The following is a 16,812-nucleotide window of genomic DNA, read 5'->3' on the forward strand; positions in this document are numbered from 1 at the left end:
CAATCTACAGTTCTCTGGCCCGGACTTCAGAGGGAGTCGCGTGTGATCATCGAACTGGCCACTGCCATGTCGTTCGCGCACGCCGCGCTGCAAGCGGCACCCCCTTTAGCGCCAGGCGCCGAGCCGCCGGATGGTGCTGGGGAGATCGTCGTCACCGGCGAGCGGCTTCCGCGGCGCCTGCGTGACACGCCGTCGAGCGTGGCGGTCATCGACAGCGAGACGATCGAGGCGGGCGGGGACGACCGCATCGACCAGTTGCTCGCCGCGATCCCCAACGTGCAGCAGGGCTCGGGCGAAGACGGACCCGCGATCCGCGGCCAGGATTCGACGGGCGTAAGCCGGGGCCTGTTCGCCTTTCTGGGCGGCACCCGGCCGCGCGTCACGCTGCAGGTCGATGGCCGCGCGGTCAGCTATTACGAATATGTCTCCAGCTCGACCCCGGCGTGGGACATCGACCGGATCGAGGTGTTCCGCAGCCCGCAGACGACCACCCAGGGGCGCAATTCCATCGCCGGCGCGATCTTCGTCGAAAGCCGCGATCCCGAATTCAGCTGGAACGGCCGGGCCCGGCTGATCGCAGGGGAGATCGGCACCCGGCAGGCGTCGGCGGTCATCACCGGTCCCTTGATTCGGGACCAGCTTGCGGTGCGGATCAGCGGCGACGTCAGGCGCGGCCGGATGGCGAGCAAGATGTTCGACGGGATCGCCGGCGCCGACATCGACCGGGACGATTACAGCCAGGCCCGGGTCAAGCTGCTCTACCGGCCGTCGGCGATGCCCGGGCTGCGGGTCGAGACCACCGCCGTCCATACCCGCTCGCAAGCACCGCAGTTCGAAGCCGTGGCGGCCCCCTTCAAGCGGCGCGAATATTCCCTTCCCGAGCGGACCAACGGAATCCTGCGCGTGACCGCCAACAGCCTGACGTCGCGCATCATCCTGCCGCTCGGTCCTGAGCTGGCCGCCGAGGTCACCCTGTCGGGCGGGGACGCCAATGTCCGGCGCTTCGGGCTGCCGGGCCTCGGCAATACGCGGGTGGACAACAAGGATGCCTCGATCGAGACGATCCTGCGCTGGACCCCCGGAGGGGCGGTAGGGCTGATTGCGGGCGCGTCCGGCGGCCTCAACCGCCAGGAGCAATGGATCGATGTCGTCGGGCTCGGGATCGGCTCCGGCGGCTTCGACGATCGCCAGAGCAGCGTCGGCCTGTTCGGGGAAGCCAGTTGGAAGATCGTGCCGCGGATGACCCTGACCGGGGGGCTGCGCTATCAGGGGGATCAGCAACGGCGCAGGGGGATGGTGGGAAGTCCGCCGGCCGGGATCGCCCTCGACTATCGGGAATCCTTCGATGCCTGGCTGCCCAAGCTGTCGCTCACCTATGCCGTGAGCGAGGCGGTGAACGCCGGCGTTCTGCTTCAGCGCGCGCACAACCCCGGCGGCATTTCTGTCAGCCTGCTGCGCCGCGTCGGTGACCCGTTCGATGCCGAGCGGCTGACCAATCTCGAAGGCTTCGTCCGCGCAATCTTCGCGGGCGGGCGCGGCACTCTGTCCGCCAACCTGTTCGCCAACTGGATCGAGAATTCGCAGCGCCAGCTGTTAGTGCCGGTGACGCTGCCGAACGGCGGGACGTTGCTCACGACAGAATATGCCAATGCGCCGGAAGCGACCAGTCGCGGGTTCGAGGCGCAGGTCGGCTGGCGGCTCAACCGCCAATTGTCCGCCCGGCTCGGTGTCGGGTTCCTCAGGACTAGGCTGGAGCGCACATTACTTCCGAACGATCCCACGCTCGGCAAGCAGTTCCAGCGCTCGCCGCGATGGGGCGCGAGCGGCGGGATCGACTGGCGTCCGGCGGCGGCGTGGCGACTGTCGGCCCAGGCGCGCTATCATGGCCGCTATTTCAGCGACGATGCGAACAGCCCGGCGCGCCAGGTCGGCGCGGCGGCGATCGTCGACCTGCGGGCGGCCTGGGAAGGCCGGCGGGCAAGCCTGTTCGGCTATGCCCGCAACGCCTTCGACAGCTTCGCGCTCACCTATCTTTTCTCCTCCACCTTCGCGACTGCGGAGGATCCGCGCGAGGCGGGCGTCGGGGTGGAACTGCGCTTCTAGCGCACCGGTTGCGCGAGGAAGTCGGGGCTCACCCCGCGCTGATCCCAGTAGTCCTGCAAGCCGATGTCGCGCATCAACGGCAGGAAGCGCGAGTCCTGCTGCATCGGCACGCCCAGGGGAGTGAACAGCATGTTGGTCTTGCGGCGGCGCTGGTCGGGAACGAACGGCTGACCCGGTCGCCAATTCAGCGCCGCGATCACCGGTCCGCGCTCGAGATAATAGGCCTCGGCCAGGCCGAACGCAGCATCAAGCGACTTCATCATCTGCAGGAGCATGAAGGCATTCACTACCGCCGAGACACTCGCACGAACGCCGCCCAGCACCTGTTTGGTAGTCGCCGCGACGACTGCCGGATCCCCGCTTAGCGCCGCCCGGTGGGCACTGCGCAGCGCCGCGAGCATAGGTGGGGGAAGGTCGGGATGGCCCCGCTCGTTCTCGATCTGCTCAAGCGCACGGTCGGTGCGCCCGGTCCCGTTCAGCAACCACAGCCGCGCAAACCAGACGGGGGCGAAGCGCGGCCACATGTCGAAAGCACGCTGGGCCGCCTGGTCGGCCTCGGTGATCTGGCCGAGGAACCAGTGGCAGTAGATGGAGCGATATTGCAGCTGGGCGTCGTAGAGATCGTCGGATGCCAGCGACAGGCGCATGCGCGCGCTTTCCTTCATCCGGCCGACCGCGCCCAGCATGAAGGAGTAGGAATCCCGGGCATAGGGATGGTCGGTATGGCGGGCGAGAAACTGCTCGAATTGCCGCTCTACCGGCAGCCAGCTGCCATAGTAGGGAAGGGCGATGATCCGCGCGGCGGCGGCATCGGCATTGCCTGGATCGAGTGACAGCGCGCGCTGCGCCGCATCGTCGACTTTCGCCGCAGAGGTCACCGGGCGCGCGAAGACATGTTCGTCGACCCGCGCCACGGCAAGGGCGAGCTGGCCCCAGGCATTGGCATTGCCAGGTGACCGCTTCACCGCTTCGTCGAGCAGGGCGATGGCCTTGCGCTGGCCCTCGGCAGTACCGGTGCGCAGCGATTGCTGAGCCCTGGCGAGCAGCGCGTCGGCAGGATCGGGCGTGGGACGGTTGCCGGCCCACCAGGCTACGCCCGCGGCCGCCCCAAGCGAGAGCCCACCGGCGAGCAGGGCCCGGCGAGACCAGCTCGCGCGCCCGGTGCCCGGCTCCACCTCCCCCGCGGCGGCCTGGCCCAAGCCGTCTCCCGTCAAGCGATATCCCGTCCGTGGTACGGTATCGACGGAGAAGCTGGCCTCGACGCTGGCAAGTGCGCGCCGGACGCCGGCCACCGCCCGATTGAGGCTGTCGTCGCCGACGTACACATTGCCCCAGCAGCGCGCGAACAGGAGATCGCGGGTGACCACGGCACCCTCGGCGTCGGCGAGGGATACCAGCACCTGCATGACCCGCGGCTCGAGCTGAACGCTGCCGCCGGGTCCCGACACGGTCCGGGTGCCCGGATCGATGCTGATCGTGCCGAGCTGAAAGCATGGCCGCGCCGCCAGCTGCCCGCTCGTCAGTAATGAGTCGACTGGTCCGTGCACCGTCCGACCTCCCTCCTGCGTGAGGATCATCGGCAGACCGTCAGGTCATCATCATTCCCCGGCGCATCGCCAGGGCAGACCATGTGCATCCAACCGGCGACACCTCGCTGATCGTCCGGAGGATAGCAGATTGCGCGCTCGCCGTAACGGTCGAGTTCGTGGCTGCCCAACCAGGAATGGGGAATGATGATGAGACATTTCGCAGCTTCTCTTCCGGCGACCCTGACGCTGCTGCTATGCGCCTGCGGAGGCGGCGGCACCACCGGGAGTGTGCAGTCGATCCCGGCTGCGCCGATCACCCCGCCCACGGCATCAACGCCGCCCGCCCCTATCACCCCGCCGCCTTTGCCGAATGGTCCGCTTGGGCTGTCGGCGGGGCCGTTCGTCACGCAAGCGGCCAATTGGGATGGCATAAGCGGCGAGTGGCCCAAGCAGACCACCGAAAGGCTATTGTCGGGGCCCGACCTGGTCAGCATCAGCTATTCGGCGGCGGACAACAGCTACACCCTGACCTTGCCGGATTTCGGCACCGGTACGCTACGTCCGGTGAACGGCAGTGGCATTTTCAATGCCGGCAGTACCACCTGGAGCAAGCTTAATGCCGTAAACTACGCGCTGGTGCAACCAAACGGTATTGCCGCCCCGGTCACTGTGGCGATGGACTATGCTCCCGACAGCGGGTTCACCTACACGTCGACCGGGTTCTGGAGCGACGGATTGCAGGGCAATCCGAAGCGGGCAGGGGTATTCGCCTACGGACAGGCCACGACTGACTCGGCGATGCCCGTCAGCGGTACCGCCAGTTTCGGCGGCGAGGTGCGCGCCTACACCCGTACGTTCAACGACGTATGGGGAACGGTCGATCTCAGCTTCGATTTCGGTGCGGGCACGCTGTCGGGCAAGATGGTGCTCGATACCAGCGACGGCTGGGATCCGCTCCCACTCGGCACCTTCCCCTTCCAGAACACCGTTTATTCGAAGGGGAGCACCAGCTTCAGTGGTGCGATCGCGGCCCCCAATGCGGAAACCTTGGGGAGCTTCTCGGGTCAGTTCACCGGGCCCGGCGCGCCGGAACTGCTCGGCAACTTCCGCACCCCCGCCTTCAATCCCCTGCTCAAGAGCTGGGACGAGATTGCCGGCGTGTTCGTCGGCAAGCGGAAATGATCGTCTGCGTCTTCGCCTGCCTCGCGGGAACGATCGACCTTGTCCCCGGGCAGCCGGCGATCGAGCAGCGGGTCGGGGGCCCGCAGTTGCTCCGGCTGGCGCAGGCGGCGCAAGGCCGTGGGGATACCGGCTTTGCCGAACGGGCCTACCAGCTGTTGCTGGGGGACAAGCAAGCCCACGTCCGCAACGAGGCACGCTTTCGCCTGGCGCATCTGCATGCCGGGCGCGGCGAGTGGACGAACGGCGCCCGCCTGCTGCGCGCGATCCTCGACGAGCAGCCCGAAAGCCCGCGCGTGCGGCTGGAGCTTGCCGGAATGCTGGAGAAACTGGGCGACGAGCCGGCCGCACGCCTTGAGCTTCGCACCGCGCAAGCCTCGCGCCCGTCGCCCGGGCTGGCGCGCCTGATCGACCGTTATGCCGCGGCCTTGCGCGACCGGCGCCCGTTCGGTGCCGAGATGCGGCTGGCGGTCGCCCCCGACAGCAACATCAATCGCGCCACCGCCGACGATCGGCTCGCCACCGTGCTCGGCGACTTCGGCATCGACCGGTCGAGCCGGGCGAGGTCGGGGCTCGGCCTGTCCATGGAGGTCGCCGCCTTCGGCCGCTTGCCGCTTGGCGAGGATATGTCGCTGGTCGCGCAGGCGGGGATGCAGTCGACGCGCTACAAGCATGACGAATTCAACCGAATGGGGGTGGCTGCCCGGGTCGGGGTGCAGATGGCGTCAGGCCCCGATCGCCTGGACGTGGCGATCGCCCATCAACGCTTCCATCTCGGCTCTCGGCTGCTGCTGGACAGCACCGGGCTGGAGATCGACTGGACCAAGTCGCTGTCACCCCGCCTGCAGGGGCGCCTGAGTGCAAGCGCGGCGCTGATCGACAACCACCGCAACCGGCTCGAGGATGGCCGTGCCTATGGTCTGCGCGGCGGACTGGATCTTGCGCTGTCGGCGACCACCGGCGCCAGCCTGTCGCTGGGCGCCACCCGCCGAACAGCCGCCGACCCGGCCTACTCGCTGCGTTCCGCGGACCTGGGTGTCGAGGTGTGGCGCGACCTGGGCAGCGTCACTGCCGGTCTGTCCGCTACGGCTTCGGTTCTCCGCGCGGACGACAGGCTCCTGCTTCTCCCGGCCAGGCGCCAGGACCGAGGCTGGGCGCTCGGCGCGAGCCTGACCTCCCGCCGGCTCCAGTGGAAGGGGCTGAGCCCGTTGCTCCGCGTCACGATCGAGCGGAACCACAGCAACCAGGCCTTCACCAACAATCGCCGCCGCGCACTCGAGCTGGGTGTGATCCGCTCCTTTTGACGCTGGCGAAGCGGCTGACAGCGTCGACGGCGCGAGCATCGGTGGACAAGCATCGGACCGGTCCCTAGCCTCCGGAGCACCCAGGGGAGGGCAAAATCGACATGGCTCGTGACCGTAACTTCAGGCTGCTTGCGCTTGCGCTGACGGCAGCGGTGCCACTGACGGTTCACGAGGGTGCCAGGGCCCAGGCCCAGCCGATCGAGCCGGTCCTGTTGCCGGTCAAGGCAGATACGGCGACCGGCAAGATCGTCGCCACCCTGCCCAAGCCGGGACCGGACGGGACTTCCGGTCGCTACATCTACCTCAGCCAGCTGGAAACGGGGGTCGGTTCGGCGGCGATCGGTCTCGACCGATCCGCCCCAGGCGCCTCACGCATCCTAGCGTTCCGCCGGCTCGGCAAGAAGGTCGTGGCGGAGATCGAGAACAGCAAGTTCGTGGCGAGCCGCGGGACCCCTGACGAGCAGCAAGCCGTCCGGGAATCGTTCGCCACCTCGATGATTTGGATGGGCGAGGTCATCGACACGCGAAAGGACGGCAGCTTTACCGTCGACCTGTCGTCGTTTCTCGCCCGGGACGACATCGGTATCGCGCAGGCGTTGAAGGACGGCGGCGGCGGGGACTTCAAGTTCGTCGCGGAACTGAGTGCTGCCGACCCCAATTTCGTCAAGCTGTTCCCGAAGAATGCCGAATTCTCGGCCCGGCTGACGTTCCGCTCGGACGAGCCCAGGGCGGAAGTGACGAACATCATTCCGGGCTCGAATACGGTGAGCGTCGCAGTGCGACATTCGCTGGTCGCGCTGCCCGAGCCGGGCTTCCTCCCGCGCACCGATCCGATGGGCTTTGCGATCGGGCGGCAGCAGGTCGACTATTCTGCCCCCCTGGGGTCGGCGATCGTCAGCGATCTTGCGCGGCGCTTCCGGCTCGAGAAGGTCGATCCCGCCGCAGCACGTTCGGCCGTCAGGAAGCCGATCATCTTCTACATTGACCCGGGCGCACCCGAACCCGTTCGCACCGCGCTGAAGGAGGGCGTGGGATGGTGGGCACAGGCGTTCGATGCCGCCGGCTTCATCGATGCCTTCCAGGTCGGGATCCTTCCCGCAGGGGCAGATCCGCTCGACGTTCGGTACAATGTCGTGAACTGGGTCAATCGCGCCACCCGCGGCTGGTCCTATGGCAGCGCGATCGACGATCCGCGCACCGGCGAGATCATCAAGGGCGCGGTGATGCTCGGTTCCCTGCGCGCGCGGCAGGACATGCTGATCTTCCAGGCCTTGGTCGGGGCAAGGCTATCGGGAACCGGGGATCCCAACGATCCAGTGACGGCAACGCTCGCACGGCTGCGGCAGCTTGGCGCCCATGAAGTGGGGCACGCGATCGGGCTTTCCCACAATATGGCGGGAAGCTCGCAGGGACGTTTCTCGGTGATGGATTATCCGGCGCCGCGAGTGACCCTCGAGGGCGGCACGCCATCGCTGCGCGACGCCTATGGCGCGGGCTTGGGCGAGTGGGACCGGTGGGTCATCAAATGGCTCTACGGCGCCCGAACCGATGTCGCGGCGGGGCCGATGCTGGCCGAGGCACGCGCCAGGGGCCTGCGCTTCGTGTCGGACGGTGACTCGCGGCCGCTGGGATCCGCTCACCCGAACGGCGCGATCTGGGATGATTCCGCGGATTCGATAAGCGAATTGCGCCGCATGATGCAGGTCCGGCGCGTCGCGCTGTCACGCTTCGGCGAAGCGGCGCTGCCGCGGGGCGAGTCGCTGTCGGGCCTCCGGCGCGCCTTCGTGCCGCTCTGGCTGCTGCACCGCTATCAGGTCGAAGCGGCGTCCAAGAACCTCGGGGGCGTCGATTTCCCTTACGCGCTTGCGGGGGAGGGGCTGAGGGCCACCGCCGTCCCCGGAGCGATGCAGCGCAGCGCGCTCGACGCACTGCTCGAAACCCTCCGCCCCGAAGAGCTGACTGTTCCGGAGCGGCTCCAGCTGACCATGTCGGCAGGCTTTGGCGGAAACGATGACCGGCAGACCGATATCGAAATCATCGCGACCGCAGGCGGCCCGGTGTTCGATCCGCTCAAGGCCACCGAAATCGGTGCGGTACAGACGTTGAAAGCACTTCTCAGCCCGCAACGGCTGAACAGGCTCGAAAGCCAGCATGCCTCCGACCCCAGCGTGCCGTCGCCATCGGAACTGGTCGAGCGACTGACCGATCAGGCCTTTGTTTCGACCGATCGTGAGGTCGGGCGTCGGATCGCCACCACGACAGCCCTCGCGCTTGCCCGGGTCCAGCGCAACGCCTCACTCTCGCCGACGATCGCCCTGGCGATGTCGTCGCAGCTCGAGCGTCTTGCGGAGCGGCTGCGCAGGCAGCGCGGTACGGACATGCGGGGCGACTGGAGCCGAGGACTGGCCGCGCTGCTGAGCGACCGCGAGGCGCTCGACACGGCAATCGCCGATCCGGCACGGCTTCCGAGCGTACCACCGGGAATGCCGATCTGACCGGATTGCGCGAGCTCGACCAATCCACTCGCAGGTGTACCCATCCCGACGCCTCCCGCGTTATCCGGACCCGCTTTCTTTTGGAGCAGCCCCATTGCCACGTAAGACAAACTACGATTTCGAGCGTCGCGAACGCGAACGAAACAAAGAACTCGAGGCGGCCAGAAAGGCGAAGGCCAAGGCCGACCGGAAAGCCGCGGAGCAGGGGTCGTCCGACATGATCGAAGCTGGTGACGCTTGAGCGCGTCGCGGATCGCCTCTCAGGAATGACGAACACTCCCGGCACGCCTATCCTGTTTGAACTCGGGTGGAATTCCTTCTTCGGTGACCAATTGTCGGAGGACGACGGGCGCGGAGGGCAGCCGGTCCGGGTCATGTCCGTTCATCGCGGAATGGTTTCGGTCGCGGGCGACGGATTTCAGGACTCGATCTCCTCGAGCGTGCCAGACTCGAAGGGTTCCGAAGACCGGCCGACGGTCGGCGACTGGCTTCTGATCGACCGCGACGATCACGGCATCCTTCGCATCCTCGACCGGACGAGCCTGTTCAAGCGGCCGGCGCCGGGAGACGACCGCCGGCTCCAGCTCATCGCGGCCAACGTCGACACCCTCTTCGTGGTCACGTCCTGCGACCAGGACTTCAATGTCGCCCGGCTCGAGCGCTATCTGGTTCTCGCCGGCGAGGTCGGCGTCAGCCCCGTGATCGTGCTGACCAAAGCCGACCTCTCGCCCGATCCGTCCGCCTTCGTCGAGGCCGCGCAGTCCCTTCAGGCCGGGGTCGAGGTGCGCCTGGTCAATGCGCGCTCGGCCGAAAGCGTGGCCGGCCTTGCGGACTATTGCAGGATCGGCGCGACGGTGGCCCTAGTGGGCTCGTCCGGGGTCGGCAAATCGACCCTCGTCAACACGCTGACGGGGTCCGACGCCACGGCGACGCAGCCCGTCCGCGAAGAAGACGGCAAGGGCATGCACACGACCACCGTGCGGCAGATGCATCGGATCGGTTTCGGCGCGACCGGCGGCGGCTGGCTGATCGACACGCCCGGCATGCGCGAAATCCAGATGTCCGAGGTCAGCGGCGGCGTCGCTGAAGTCTTCGACGACATCGTCGCGATCGCGCTGCAATGCCGCTTCACCAACTGCATGCACAACGACGAGCCGCAATGCGCGATCCGCGCCGCTTCCGCCGCCGGGACGCTCGACCCGGCCCGCCTCGCGCGGTGGCGCAAGCTGGCCGGCGAGGATGAAGTGAACAGCGGGATTGCGGCGCGAAGGCGCGCTCGTCCACGCAAGACCAGGGAAAGAGGATAAGCCGTGGCCGATCTTTATCGCAAGGGAATGGAGGCTGAGCGCCGCAGGCTGTGGGCCGAATGCCGCCTCAAGGGCCTCGCCAAGGACACACCCGAGCGGCTTCGCATCGTCGAACTCGACAAGCTCTTGAGCGCGCACGCCGCGAAGTCGGCGGACCGCTGACCGCAGAAAGCAACACCTGTTCCGGGCGATGACGAACGTGGACGAAGCAGCACCGAACTCGATGGCTCTTGGAGTTCGCACGGGAGTGGCGGAGGAGGTCGCCTATTTACGTCCGCGATACCCGGCCAGCGAATGGCGATCGCATGAGAACTTCGGCGAACTGGCCAATTTCTGGCTCCAGGTCCATGCCAGCCTGCGCAGCGAAGGCAGCCAGGTTGTTCGGATCGTGGATGCTTTCCGCGGTCAGGAAATCGATGGAATGCAGTTGCAGCAGGCCTTCGTGCCGCAGCTCAATTCCTTTCTTCAGCACCTCGACCACCACCACAGGATCGAGGATCACGTCTACTTCCCCAAATTTCGGCAATTGGACGGGCGTCTGATCGTGGGATTCGATCTGCTCGAGGCCGATCACGAGCTCATCCATGAGAGCCTTGTCCAGACGGTCGAGCACGCACGGGAACTGCTGGTAGCGCTGTCGCAAACCTTCGGTGAAGAACGCCAGGCCGCCGACATCTTTGCTGACAGGATCGGGCATCTCCTGAGGCTTTTGCAGCAGCATCTCGCCGACGAGGAGGATCTCGTCGTTCCGGCCCTCCTCGAGTATGGCGAGCAAGCGCTATGATGAGGCGATCAAGGCTGGGGGAAATAGCTTTCAGCGTTTCGCCCGGCCGACCAGCCCGAAGCGCACTTCGCCACCAGCAGCCGACAGGCGTCCCAAGAAGCTGTTCTGGGTTTGCGCTTCCCGCGCAATCTGTGAGGAAGAATGGTGGACGCACTTGGGCTCGAACCAAGGACCCGCTGATTAAGAGTCAGCTGCTCTACCAACTGAGCTATGCGTCCATGCCATGAGGCAGGCGCCGCCGCGTGGAAGCGGGGCGCGGGGGAGCCTCTAGCTAGGCGTCGGGAGCTTGGCAAGTGCGTTCGGCCCGCCTTCCTTGCAATGTAGGATTTTCCCTGACAGCCTCTTGCCTCGTTCGCTCTTTGACAACGCCGATCAACCTCGTCTTTGACGCCTGTGACCTTGTTCAGGTTTGACGTTGCCGGACACCGCGCCACCAGTGACCTTCGTGACCTTGTTCAGAAAGGTTAACGCGATTCAGCTGAGGCGCGAACTGGTCCGCTGCTGCCGCTCGAAGCTCATCAGCAGGCCGAGGCAGATCATCACGGTCATCACCGCCGACCCGCCATAGCTGATCAGCGGCAGGGGAATGCCGACCACGGGCGCCATGCCCATCACCATCAGCAAGTTGATCGCGAAATAGCTGAACAGCACCGCCGTCAACCCGCCGCAGCTCAGCCGGGCGAAGCGGGTCGGGGCGTTGGCGGCGACGCCCAGGCACCAGCGCAGCACCAGTAGGTAGGCGATGATCACCACCGTCCCGCCCAGCATCCCCCATTCCTCGGCAAGGGTGGCGAAGGCGAAGTCGGTATGGCCCTCGGGCAAATACTGGAGATGGCTCTGGCTGCCCTGGAGGTAGCCCTTGCCGAACAGCCCGCCCGATCCGATCGCGATCTTGCTCTGGGTGATGTGATAGCCAGCGCCAAGGGGATCGCTTTCGGGATCGAGGAAGATGTCGATCCGCTTGCGCTGGTAGCCGTGGAGGAACTGGTAGACGATCGGGATGGCTGCGGCGACGGTGAGGCCCGGGACCAGGAACCAGCGGAGCGGAACGCCGGCAAGGAACATGACCGTGACCCCGGCGAAGGTCACCATCAGGCCGGTCCCGAGGTCAGGCTGGAGGATGACGAGGGCGGCGGGAATGCCGAGCAGCAGGGCGGCCGGCCAGACCGCGCGGAACTTGCGGATTTCGCCCGCCGGAAGAAGCTCGTAGAAGCGGGCAAGGGTGAGGGCGATCGCCGGCTTCATGAATTCGGACGGCTGGAGCCGGATGAACCCAAGATCGAGCCAGCGCTGGGCGCCCTTGCCAACGAAGCCGAGCAGGTCGACCAGGATCAGCATGATCACGATCGCGCCATAGATGGGGAAGGTGATCTGCTTGACCGTCGCTTCGCGCACCTTGGAGATGAAGATCGCCACTGTCAGGAAGAAGCCGAAGGCCATCCCCTGGCGCAGCGCCCAGGGCTCGATCGAGCCACCTGCGGCCGAATAGAGGTTAATCAGGCCGAACAGGCCGATCCCCAGCACCAGGAAGATCAGCCGCCAGGGTAGGCGGGCGAGGGGCTGGGGGATGATGGCGCTGGAAATCATGTCAGCGGTCCTCGGGCGCCGGCGGGGGCAGGTTGACGCTGGGCGGGATGGGCGAGGGCGCCGCAATGGGGGCTGAACGGGCGGCGGCGGCCTGGGCGGCGGCCGCCTCGATCGCGGCGGAGCGACGCGCCATCCGCTCGGCCAGGGTGCCGCCCCATTCGGCTTCCAGCCCTTCGAGGCGTTTGAGCGCCTGCGGCCGGTCGAACAGATAAGTCAGCACATCCTTGGCGACCGGAGCGGCGGCGCGAGCCCCTCCCATGCCATGCTCGATCACCACCGAGCCCGCATAGCGCGGCTTGTCGAAGGGCGCGAAGAACACGAACAGGCCGTGGTCGCGGTAGCGCCAGTCGCCGCCCTGGCCGCGGCTTGCGCTGGCCGACAGGCGACGGACCTGGGCGGTGCCGGTCTTGCCGCACATCTCGATTCCCCGCACCTGAAGCCGCGAAGCGCCCGCGGTGCCATCTCCGTTGACCACCTCCCACATCCCGCCGCGAACCGCCGCCAGATGCTCGGCCGGAATGTCGAGCGGCGCGGCCGGCTGGTCATGCTTGCCGAGCAGCAGCGGGCGGATGTTGCGTCCGCTGGCGATGCAGGCAGCCTGAACCGCCAGCTGTAACGGGTTCACGATCACGAAGCCCTGACCGATCACCGCGTTGAGGCTGTCCGATCGAGTCCAGTCGGGCCGCTCCACCAGCCGCTTGTTGCGCTCGAAGCGGCGGCGCTTCCATTCGCTGTCGGGGATGGTGCCGTAATTCTGGCTGACCAGGGGCAGGTCGAACTTTTCGCCGAGGCCGAGCAGCCGAGCCATCGGCGCGATCGCGTCGTAGCCGATGCGGTTGGCCATGGTGTAGAAATAGGTGTTGCAGCTCTTGGCGATGGCGCGGTGCATGTCGACCGTGCCGTGCCGACCGAGGCAGCGGAAGAAGCGATTGCCGAGCTGATAGCCGCCGCCGCAGAATACCCGTTCCTTGGGGTCGATACCGGCCTGCTGGATCGCCAGTGCGGCCATCGGCTTGAGCGTGGAGCCCGGCGGATAGAGGGCGTTCACCGTCTTGTTGACGAGCGGCTTGCGCGGGTCTTCGGACAGGGTCTTCCACTCGGTCCGACCGATCCCGTCGGAGAAGCTGTTGGGATCGTAGCTCGGCATGGAGGCCATGCAGAGGAGGTCGCCGGTCTCGCAGTCGAGGATGGTGCAGCTGCCGCTTTCCTCGCCCAGCCGGCGGGCGGCATATTCCTGCAGGCCGGCATCGATCGACAGCTGTACGGTGTTGCCCGAGCGGTCGGGCTTGGGGGTTAGCTCACGGATCAGCTTGCCGCGGGCGGAGACCTCAACCCGCTGGCCGCCCGGAATACCGCGCAGCCGCTGCTCGAGGACGGCTTCCAGTCCCTCCTTGCCGATCTTGAATCCCGGCGTGATCAGCAGGGGGTTCTTCTCCCGCTCATATTCGCGGGCGTTGGCCGCGCCGACATAGCCGATCAGCTGCCCGACCGCCGCGCCCGCGGGGTAGAAGCGGGTGAAGCCGCGGGCCGGCTCGATCCCTGGCAGCTCGGGCAGGCGGACGGTGATCGCGGCATAGCGATCATAGGGCACGTTCTCGGCCACCTGCACCGGCTGGAAGCCTTTCGCGGCGCGAACTTCGCGGGTGATGCGATCGACCTGGTCGGGACCAAGGGCTAGCAGACGGGCGAGCAGCGCCAGTTCGCGCTCCGGATCGTCCATCCGCTCGGGGATGAGGTCGACCCGGAAGTCGGACCGGTTGATGGCGATCGGCTTGCCCCCGCGGTCGACGATCCAGCCCCGCCGCGGAGGGACGATGATAAGCTGGACCCGGTTGTCCTCGGACAGCAAATTGTAGCGTTCGTTTTCCTTGATGGAGAGCCAGCCCATGCGGCCGATCAGCGCGCCGGCGACACCGATCTGGGCCCCGCCCAGCAGCAGCATCCGGCGCGAGAAGACAAGGTCGGCCTGAGCGTTGGTGAACCGGCTCACCGCCCCAGCCTCCAGTGATCGATCCGGCTCGCGGCCCAGGCGGCCAGCGGGAAGGAGAGGGCGGAGATGGCGGAAGCGGGAAGGATGGTAGCCAGCGGATAGCGCGCGCCCATGGCGCCATCGACCTGCCAGCGAATGACTTCGGCCAGCACGATCAACGCGACGGCAAGCAGCCATTCCAGCCAATAGTCGCGCCACATGGTGCGGCGGTCGAGCAGGTCGAGAAGGATCATCGATCCGCTGAAGATGACCACCGAAAGCCCGATCGGATGACCGAGCACGAGGTCGTTCCACAGCCCCAGCGGCGCTGCCCACCAGGCCGGGATCACGTCACCGCGCAGCAGCCGCCAGGCGAGTAGGAGCAACAGGCCGGTGTCGGGCATCCAGCCCACTTCAGCGACGACCGGGGCGAGAGGCAGGAGCGAGGCGATCCCGACCGACATGGCAGGGATGGCTCGCGCCAGCCGCTTGGGCCGCCGTTCGAGCGCATTGGGGCGGCCAAGGGCAAAGCGGACCATTCGCCTTAGCCGGCGCCTGCAGGAGGAGTAGCTGCCGGTGACTCGGCAGAGCTCGGAGCAGCCTCGGGAAGCGCGGCTTCCTCATAGGGCCGCCCGACCACGGCGAAGCTCACCTTGGCGGGATCGGCCATCGGCAGGGCGATCGCTCCGTCGTCGTCGAGCCGGATGACCCGCGCGATCGGCACGTTGGGGGGATAGAGTCCGCCGGTCCCAGAGGTCACGATCAGGTCGCCGCGCTTGAACGGATTACGGCCGACCTCCAGCGGGCGAAGGTCGATCGTCCCGTCGCCGCGCCCGGTCGCGATCACCGGCTGGCCGCCGCGCAGCAGTCGAGCAGGCACGATGTTGGAGCGATCGGAGACGAGGAGGACCCGGCTTGCGGTGAGGCCCGAATCGATCACCCGGCCGATCAGCCCCTCTGCGCTGCGGACCGGCATGCCGACCGACACCCCGTCACCGCTTCCGGCGGTGATCACCGCGAAACGCCGCTCGCTTTCGAGGCTGGATCCGACGATCCGCCCGGTGGCGACGGTTGCCACTTCCTTTTCACGCAGGGCGAGGACGGCTTTCAATTGCGCATTTTCCCCGAAGATCGCGCGGGCCTGGATCGACTGGCGGCGAAGCTTGCCGTTTTCTTCGCGCAGCGAGGAGTTCTGCCGTGCAGCGTCCCAATAATTACCGGCGCCGGTGAACAGGCCGGCAACGGTATCGGTGACGCCCCGCAGAGCCCCGGTCACCGGTGCCGTCACATCGAGCGCCGCTCCGCGAACGCTCGCGTAGGCGGTCGGCGCGACAAGACTGAGCGCCAACAGCGCTAGGCCGATCAGCAGTCCGGCGATGGCCGCCAGGAAGCTGAAGAACAGGCCATATTGCGCCCGCCTCGACCAGCCCGGGCGCGCCCCTGGGCCTGGCGCCACCGTCTATCCTCCCTGAAGCTCAGGCGGTTTGAAGAACACCGCGGAACTGCTCTTCCTCGAGCGCGCGGCCGGTGCCGAGCGCAACGCAGGTAAGCGGATCCTCGGCCACCGTGACCGGCAGCCCGGTCTCGTCGCGCAGCACTTCGTCGAGGCCCTGCAGCAGCGCGCCGCCCCCGGTCAGGACGATGCCCTGGTCGCAGATGTCGGCGGCGAGCTCGGGCGCGGTATTCTCCAGCGCGATGCGGACGCCCTCGACGATGGTGCCGACCGGTTCGCTGAGCGCTTCGGCGATCTGCCCCTGGTTGATCGAGATTTCCTTGGGCACGCCGTTGACCAGGTCGCGGCCCTTGATGTGGACGGTCTTTCCGATGCCGTCGACCGGCGGCTTGGCGATGCCGACCTCCTGCTTGATCCGCTCGGCAGTCGCTTCGCCGATCAGCAGGTTGTGATTGCGGCGGACGTAAGAGGAGATCGCCTCGTCCATCTTGTCGCCGCCGACGCGGACACTGGTGGTGTAGGCTAGGCCGCGGAGCGACAGAACGGCGACCTCGGTGGTGCCGCCGCCGATGTCGACGACCATCGACCCGACCGGCTCGGTGACCGGCATGTTGGCGCCGATCGCGGCGGCCATCGGCTCTTCGATCAGATAGACCTGGCTGGCGCCGGCGTTACTGGCCGCATCACGGATGGCGCGGCGCTCGACGCTGGTCGAGCCCGAAGGCACGCAGATCACGATCTCGGGGAAGCGCAGGGCGCGCAGCTTGCCGCCGCCATGCACCTTGTGGATGAAGTGCTTGATCATCTGCTCGGCGACATCGATGTCGGCGATCACGCCGTCGCGGAGCGGCCGGATGGCCTCGATCTGGTCGGGCGTCTTGCCCATCATCAGCTTGGCGTCTTCACCGACGGCCTTGACCTTCTTGACGCCGTTGATGGTCTCAATCGCGACCACCGATGGTTCGTTGAGGACAATTCCGCGACCACGAACATAGACGAGCGTATTCGCCGTCCCGAGGTCGATCGCCATGTCATGGCTCATCCACTTGAACCAGCGCGTCCAGAACATGCCCGCCCACTTCTTGAAAAAGGTTTAAGTCCA

The 16,812-nt window shown here is 66.9% G+C and carries 13 protein-coding genes and 1 tRNA gene; 7 read left to right on the forward strand and 7 right to left on the reverse strand.

The window, feature by feature from the left end:
• Window positions 1–42 precede the first annotated feature (42 nt).
• Window positions 43–2,103, forward strand: coding sequence for a TonB-dependent receptor (locus M1K48_RS02070; protein WP_249504234.1), 2,061 nt, complete (start codon window positions 43–45; stop codon window positions 2,101–2,103).
• Here the strand turns inward: M1K48_RS02070 and M1K48_RS02075 are convergent.
• On the reverse strand, window positions 2,100–3,650 hold the full coding sequence (locus tag M1K48_RS02075; RefSeq protein ID WP_249504235.1) for a winged helix-turn-helix domain-containing protein: 1,551 nt from the start codon (window positions 3,648–3,650) through the stop codon (window positions 2,100–2,102). The genes M1K48_RS02070 and M1K48_RS02075 overlap by 4 nt on opposite strands.
• A gap of 183 nt (window positions 3,651–3,833) precedes the next feature.
• On the opposite strand from M1K48_RS02075, the gene M1K48_RS02080 reads away from it, so the two are divergent.
• The 6 genes from M1K48_RS02080 to M1K48_RS02105 all read left to right on the forward strand — a co-directional run bounded on the left by M1K48_RS02080 (window position 3,834) and on the right by M1K48_RS02105 (window position 10,701).
• A complete protein-coding gene (locus M1K48_RS02080; RefSeq protein ID WP_249504236.1) occupies window positions 3,834–4,814 on the forward strand; it encodes a transferrin-binding protein-like solute binding protein in 981 nt (326 codons plus the stop codon).
• The gene (locus M1K48_RS02085) at window positions 4,811–6,115 is read left to right on the forward strand and encodes a surface lipoprotein assembly modifier (protein ID WP_249504237.1); all 1,305 of its coding nucleotides are present in this window, start codon (window positions 4,811–4,813) and stop codon (window positions 6,113–6,115) included. Before M1K48_RS02080 ends, M1K48_RS02085 begins: the two co-directional genes overlap by 4 nt.
• Window positions 6,116–6,216: 101 nt before the next feature.
• On the forward strand, window positions 6,217–8,610 hold the full coding sequence (locus tag M1K48_RS02090) for a zinc-dependent metalloprotease (protein ID WP_249504238.1): 2,394 nt from the start codon (window positions 6,217–6,219) through the stop codon (window positions 8,608–8,610).
• 266 nt (window positions 8,611–8,876) lie between these two features.
• Window positions 8,877–9,917: a ribosome small subunit-dependent GTPase A gene (rsgA, locus tag M1K48_RS02095; RefSeq protein ID WP_249504239.1), complete on the forward strand. Its 1,041-nt coding sequence runs from the start codon at window positions 8,877–8,879 to the stop codon at window positions 9,915–9,917.
• A gap of 3 nt (window positions 9,918–9,920) precedes the next feature.
• On the forward strand, window positions 9,921–10,079 hold the full coding sequence (locus tag M1K48_RS02100) for a hypothetical protein (RefSeq protein WP_249504240.1): 159 nt from the start codon (window positions 9,921–9,923) through the stop codon (window positions 10,077–10,079).
• 61 nt (window positions 10,080–10,140) lie between these two features.
• A complete protein-coding gene (locus M1K48_RS02105) occupies window positions 10,141–10,701 on the forward strand; it encodes a hemerythrin domain-containing protein (protein WP_249505146.1) in 561 nt (186 codons plus the stop codon).
• A gap of 142 nt (window positions 10,702–10,843) precedes the next feature.
• On the opposite strand, the gene M1K48_RS02110 is transcribed toward M1K48_RS02105, so the two are convergent.
• The 6 genes from M1K48_RS02110 to M1K48_RS02135 all read right to left on the reverse strand — a co-directional run bounded on the left by M1K48_RS02110 (window position 10,844) and on the right by M1K48_RS02135 (window position 16,779).
• A tRNA-Lys gene (locus M1K48_RS02110) sits at window positions 10,844–10,919 on the reverse strand.
• A gap of 256 nt (window positions 10,920–11,175) precedes the next feature.
• Window positions 11,176–12,288 carry a rod shape-determining protein RodA gene (gene rodA, locus M1K48_RS02115; protein ID WP_249504241.1) on the reverse strand — a complete coding sequence of 371 codons (1,113 nt, stop codon included), beginning with the start codon at window positions 12,286–12,288 and terminating at the stop codon, window positions 11,176–11,178.
• A 1-nt stretch (window position 12,289) separates the two neighbouring features.
• The gene (gene mrdA / locus M1K48_RS02120; protein ID WP_249504242.1) at window positions 12,290–14,278 is read right to left on the reverse strand and encodes a penicillin-binding protein 2; all 1,989 of its coding nucleotides are present in this window, start codon (window positions 14,276–14,278) and stop codon (window positions 12,290–12,292) included.
• Window positions 14,275–14,796, reverse strand: coding sequence for a rod shape-determining protein MreD (gene mreD / locus M1K48_RS02125; protein ID WP_249504243.1), 522 nt, complete (start codon window positions 14,794–14,796; stop codon window positions 14,275–14,277). The genes mrdA and mreD overlap by 4 nt, the downstream gene beginning before the upstream one ends.
• Before the next feature lie 5 nt (window positions 14,797–14,801).
• Window positions 14,802–15,713 (reverse strand): rod shape-determining protein MreC, encoded by a 912-nt coding sequence (mreC, locus tag M1K48_RS02130; RefSeq protein WP_249504244.1) that lies wholly within the window; start codon window positions 15,711–15,713, stop codon window positions 14,802–14,804.
• A 19-nt stretch (window positions 15,714–15,732) separates the two neighbouring features.
• On the reverse strand, window positions 15,733–16,779 hold the full coding sequence (locus tag M1K48_RS02135; protein WP_168069655.1) for a rod shape-determining protein: 1,047 nt from the start codon (window positions 16,777–16,779) through the stop codon (window positions 15,733–15,735).
• Window positions 16,780–16,812 lie beyond the last annotated feature (33 nt).

Origin of the sequence: Sphingomonas glaciei, assembly GCF_023380025.1 — a bacterium.
Classification (GTDB): domain Bacteria; phylum Pseudomonadota; class Alphaproteobacteria; order Sphingomonadales; family Sphingomonadaceae; genus Sphingomicrobium; species Sphingomicrobium glaciei.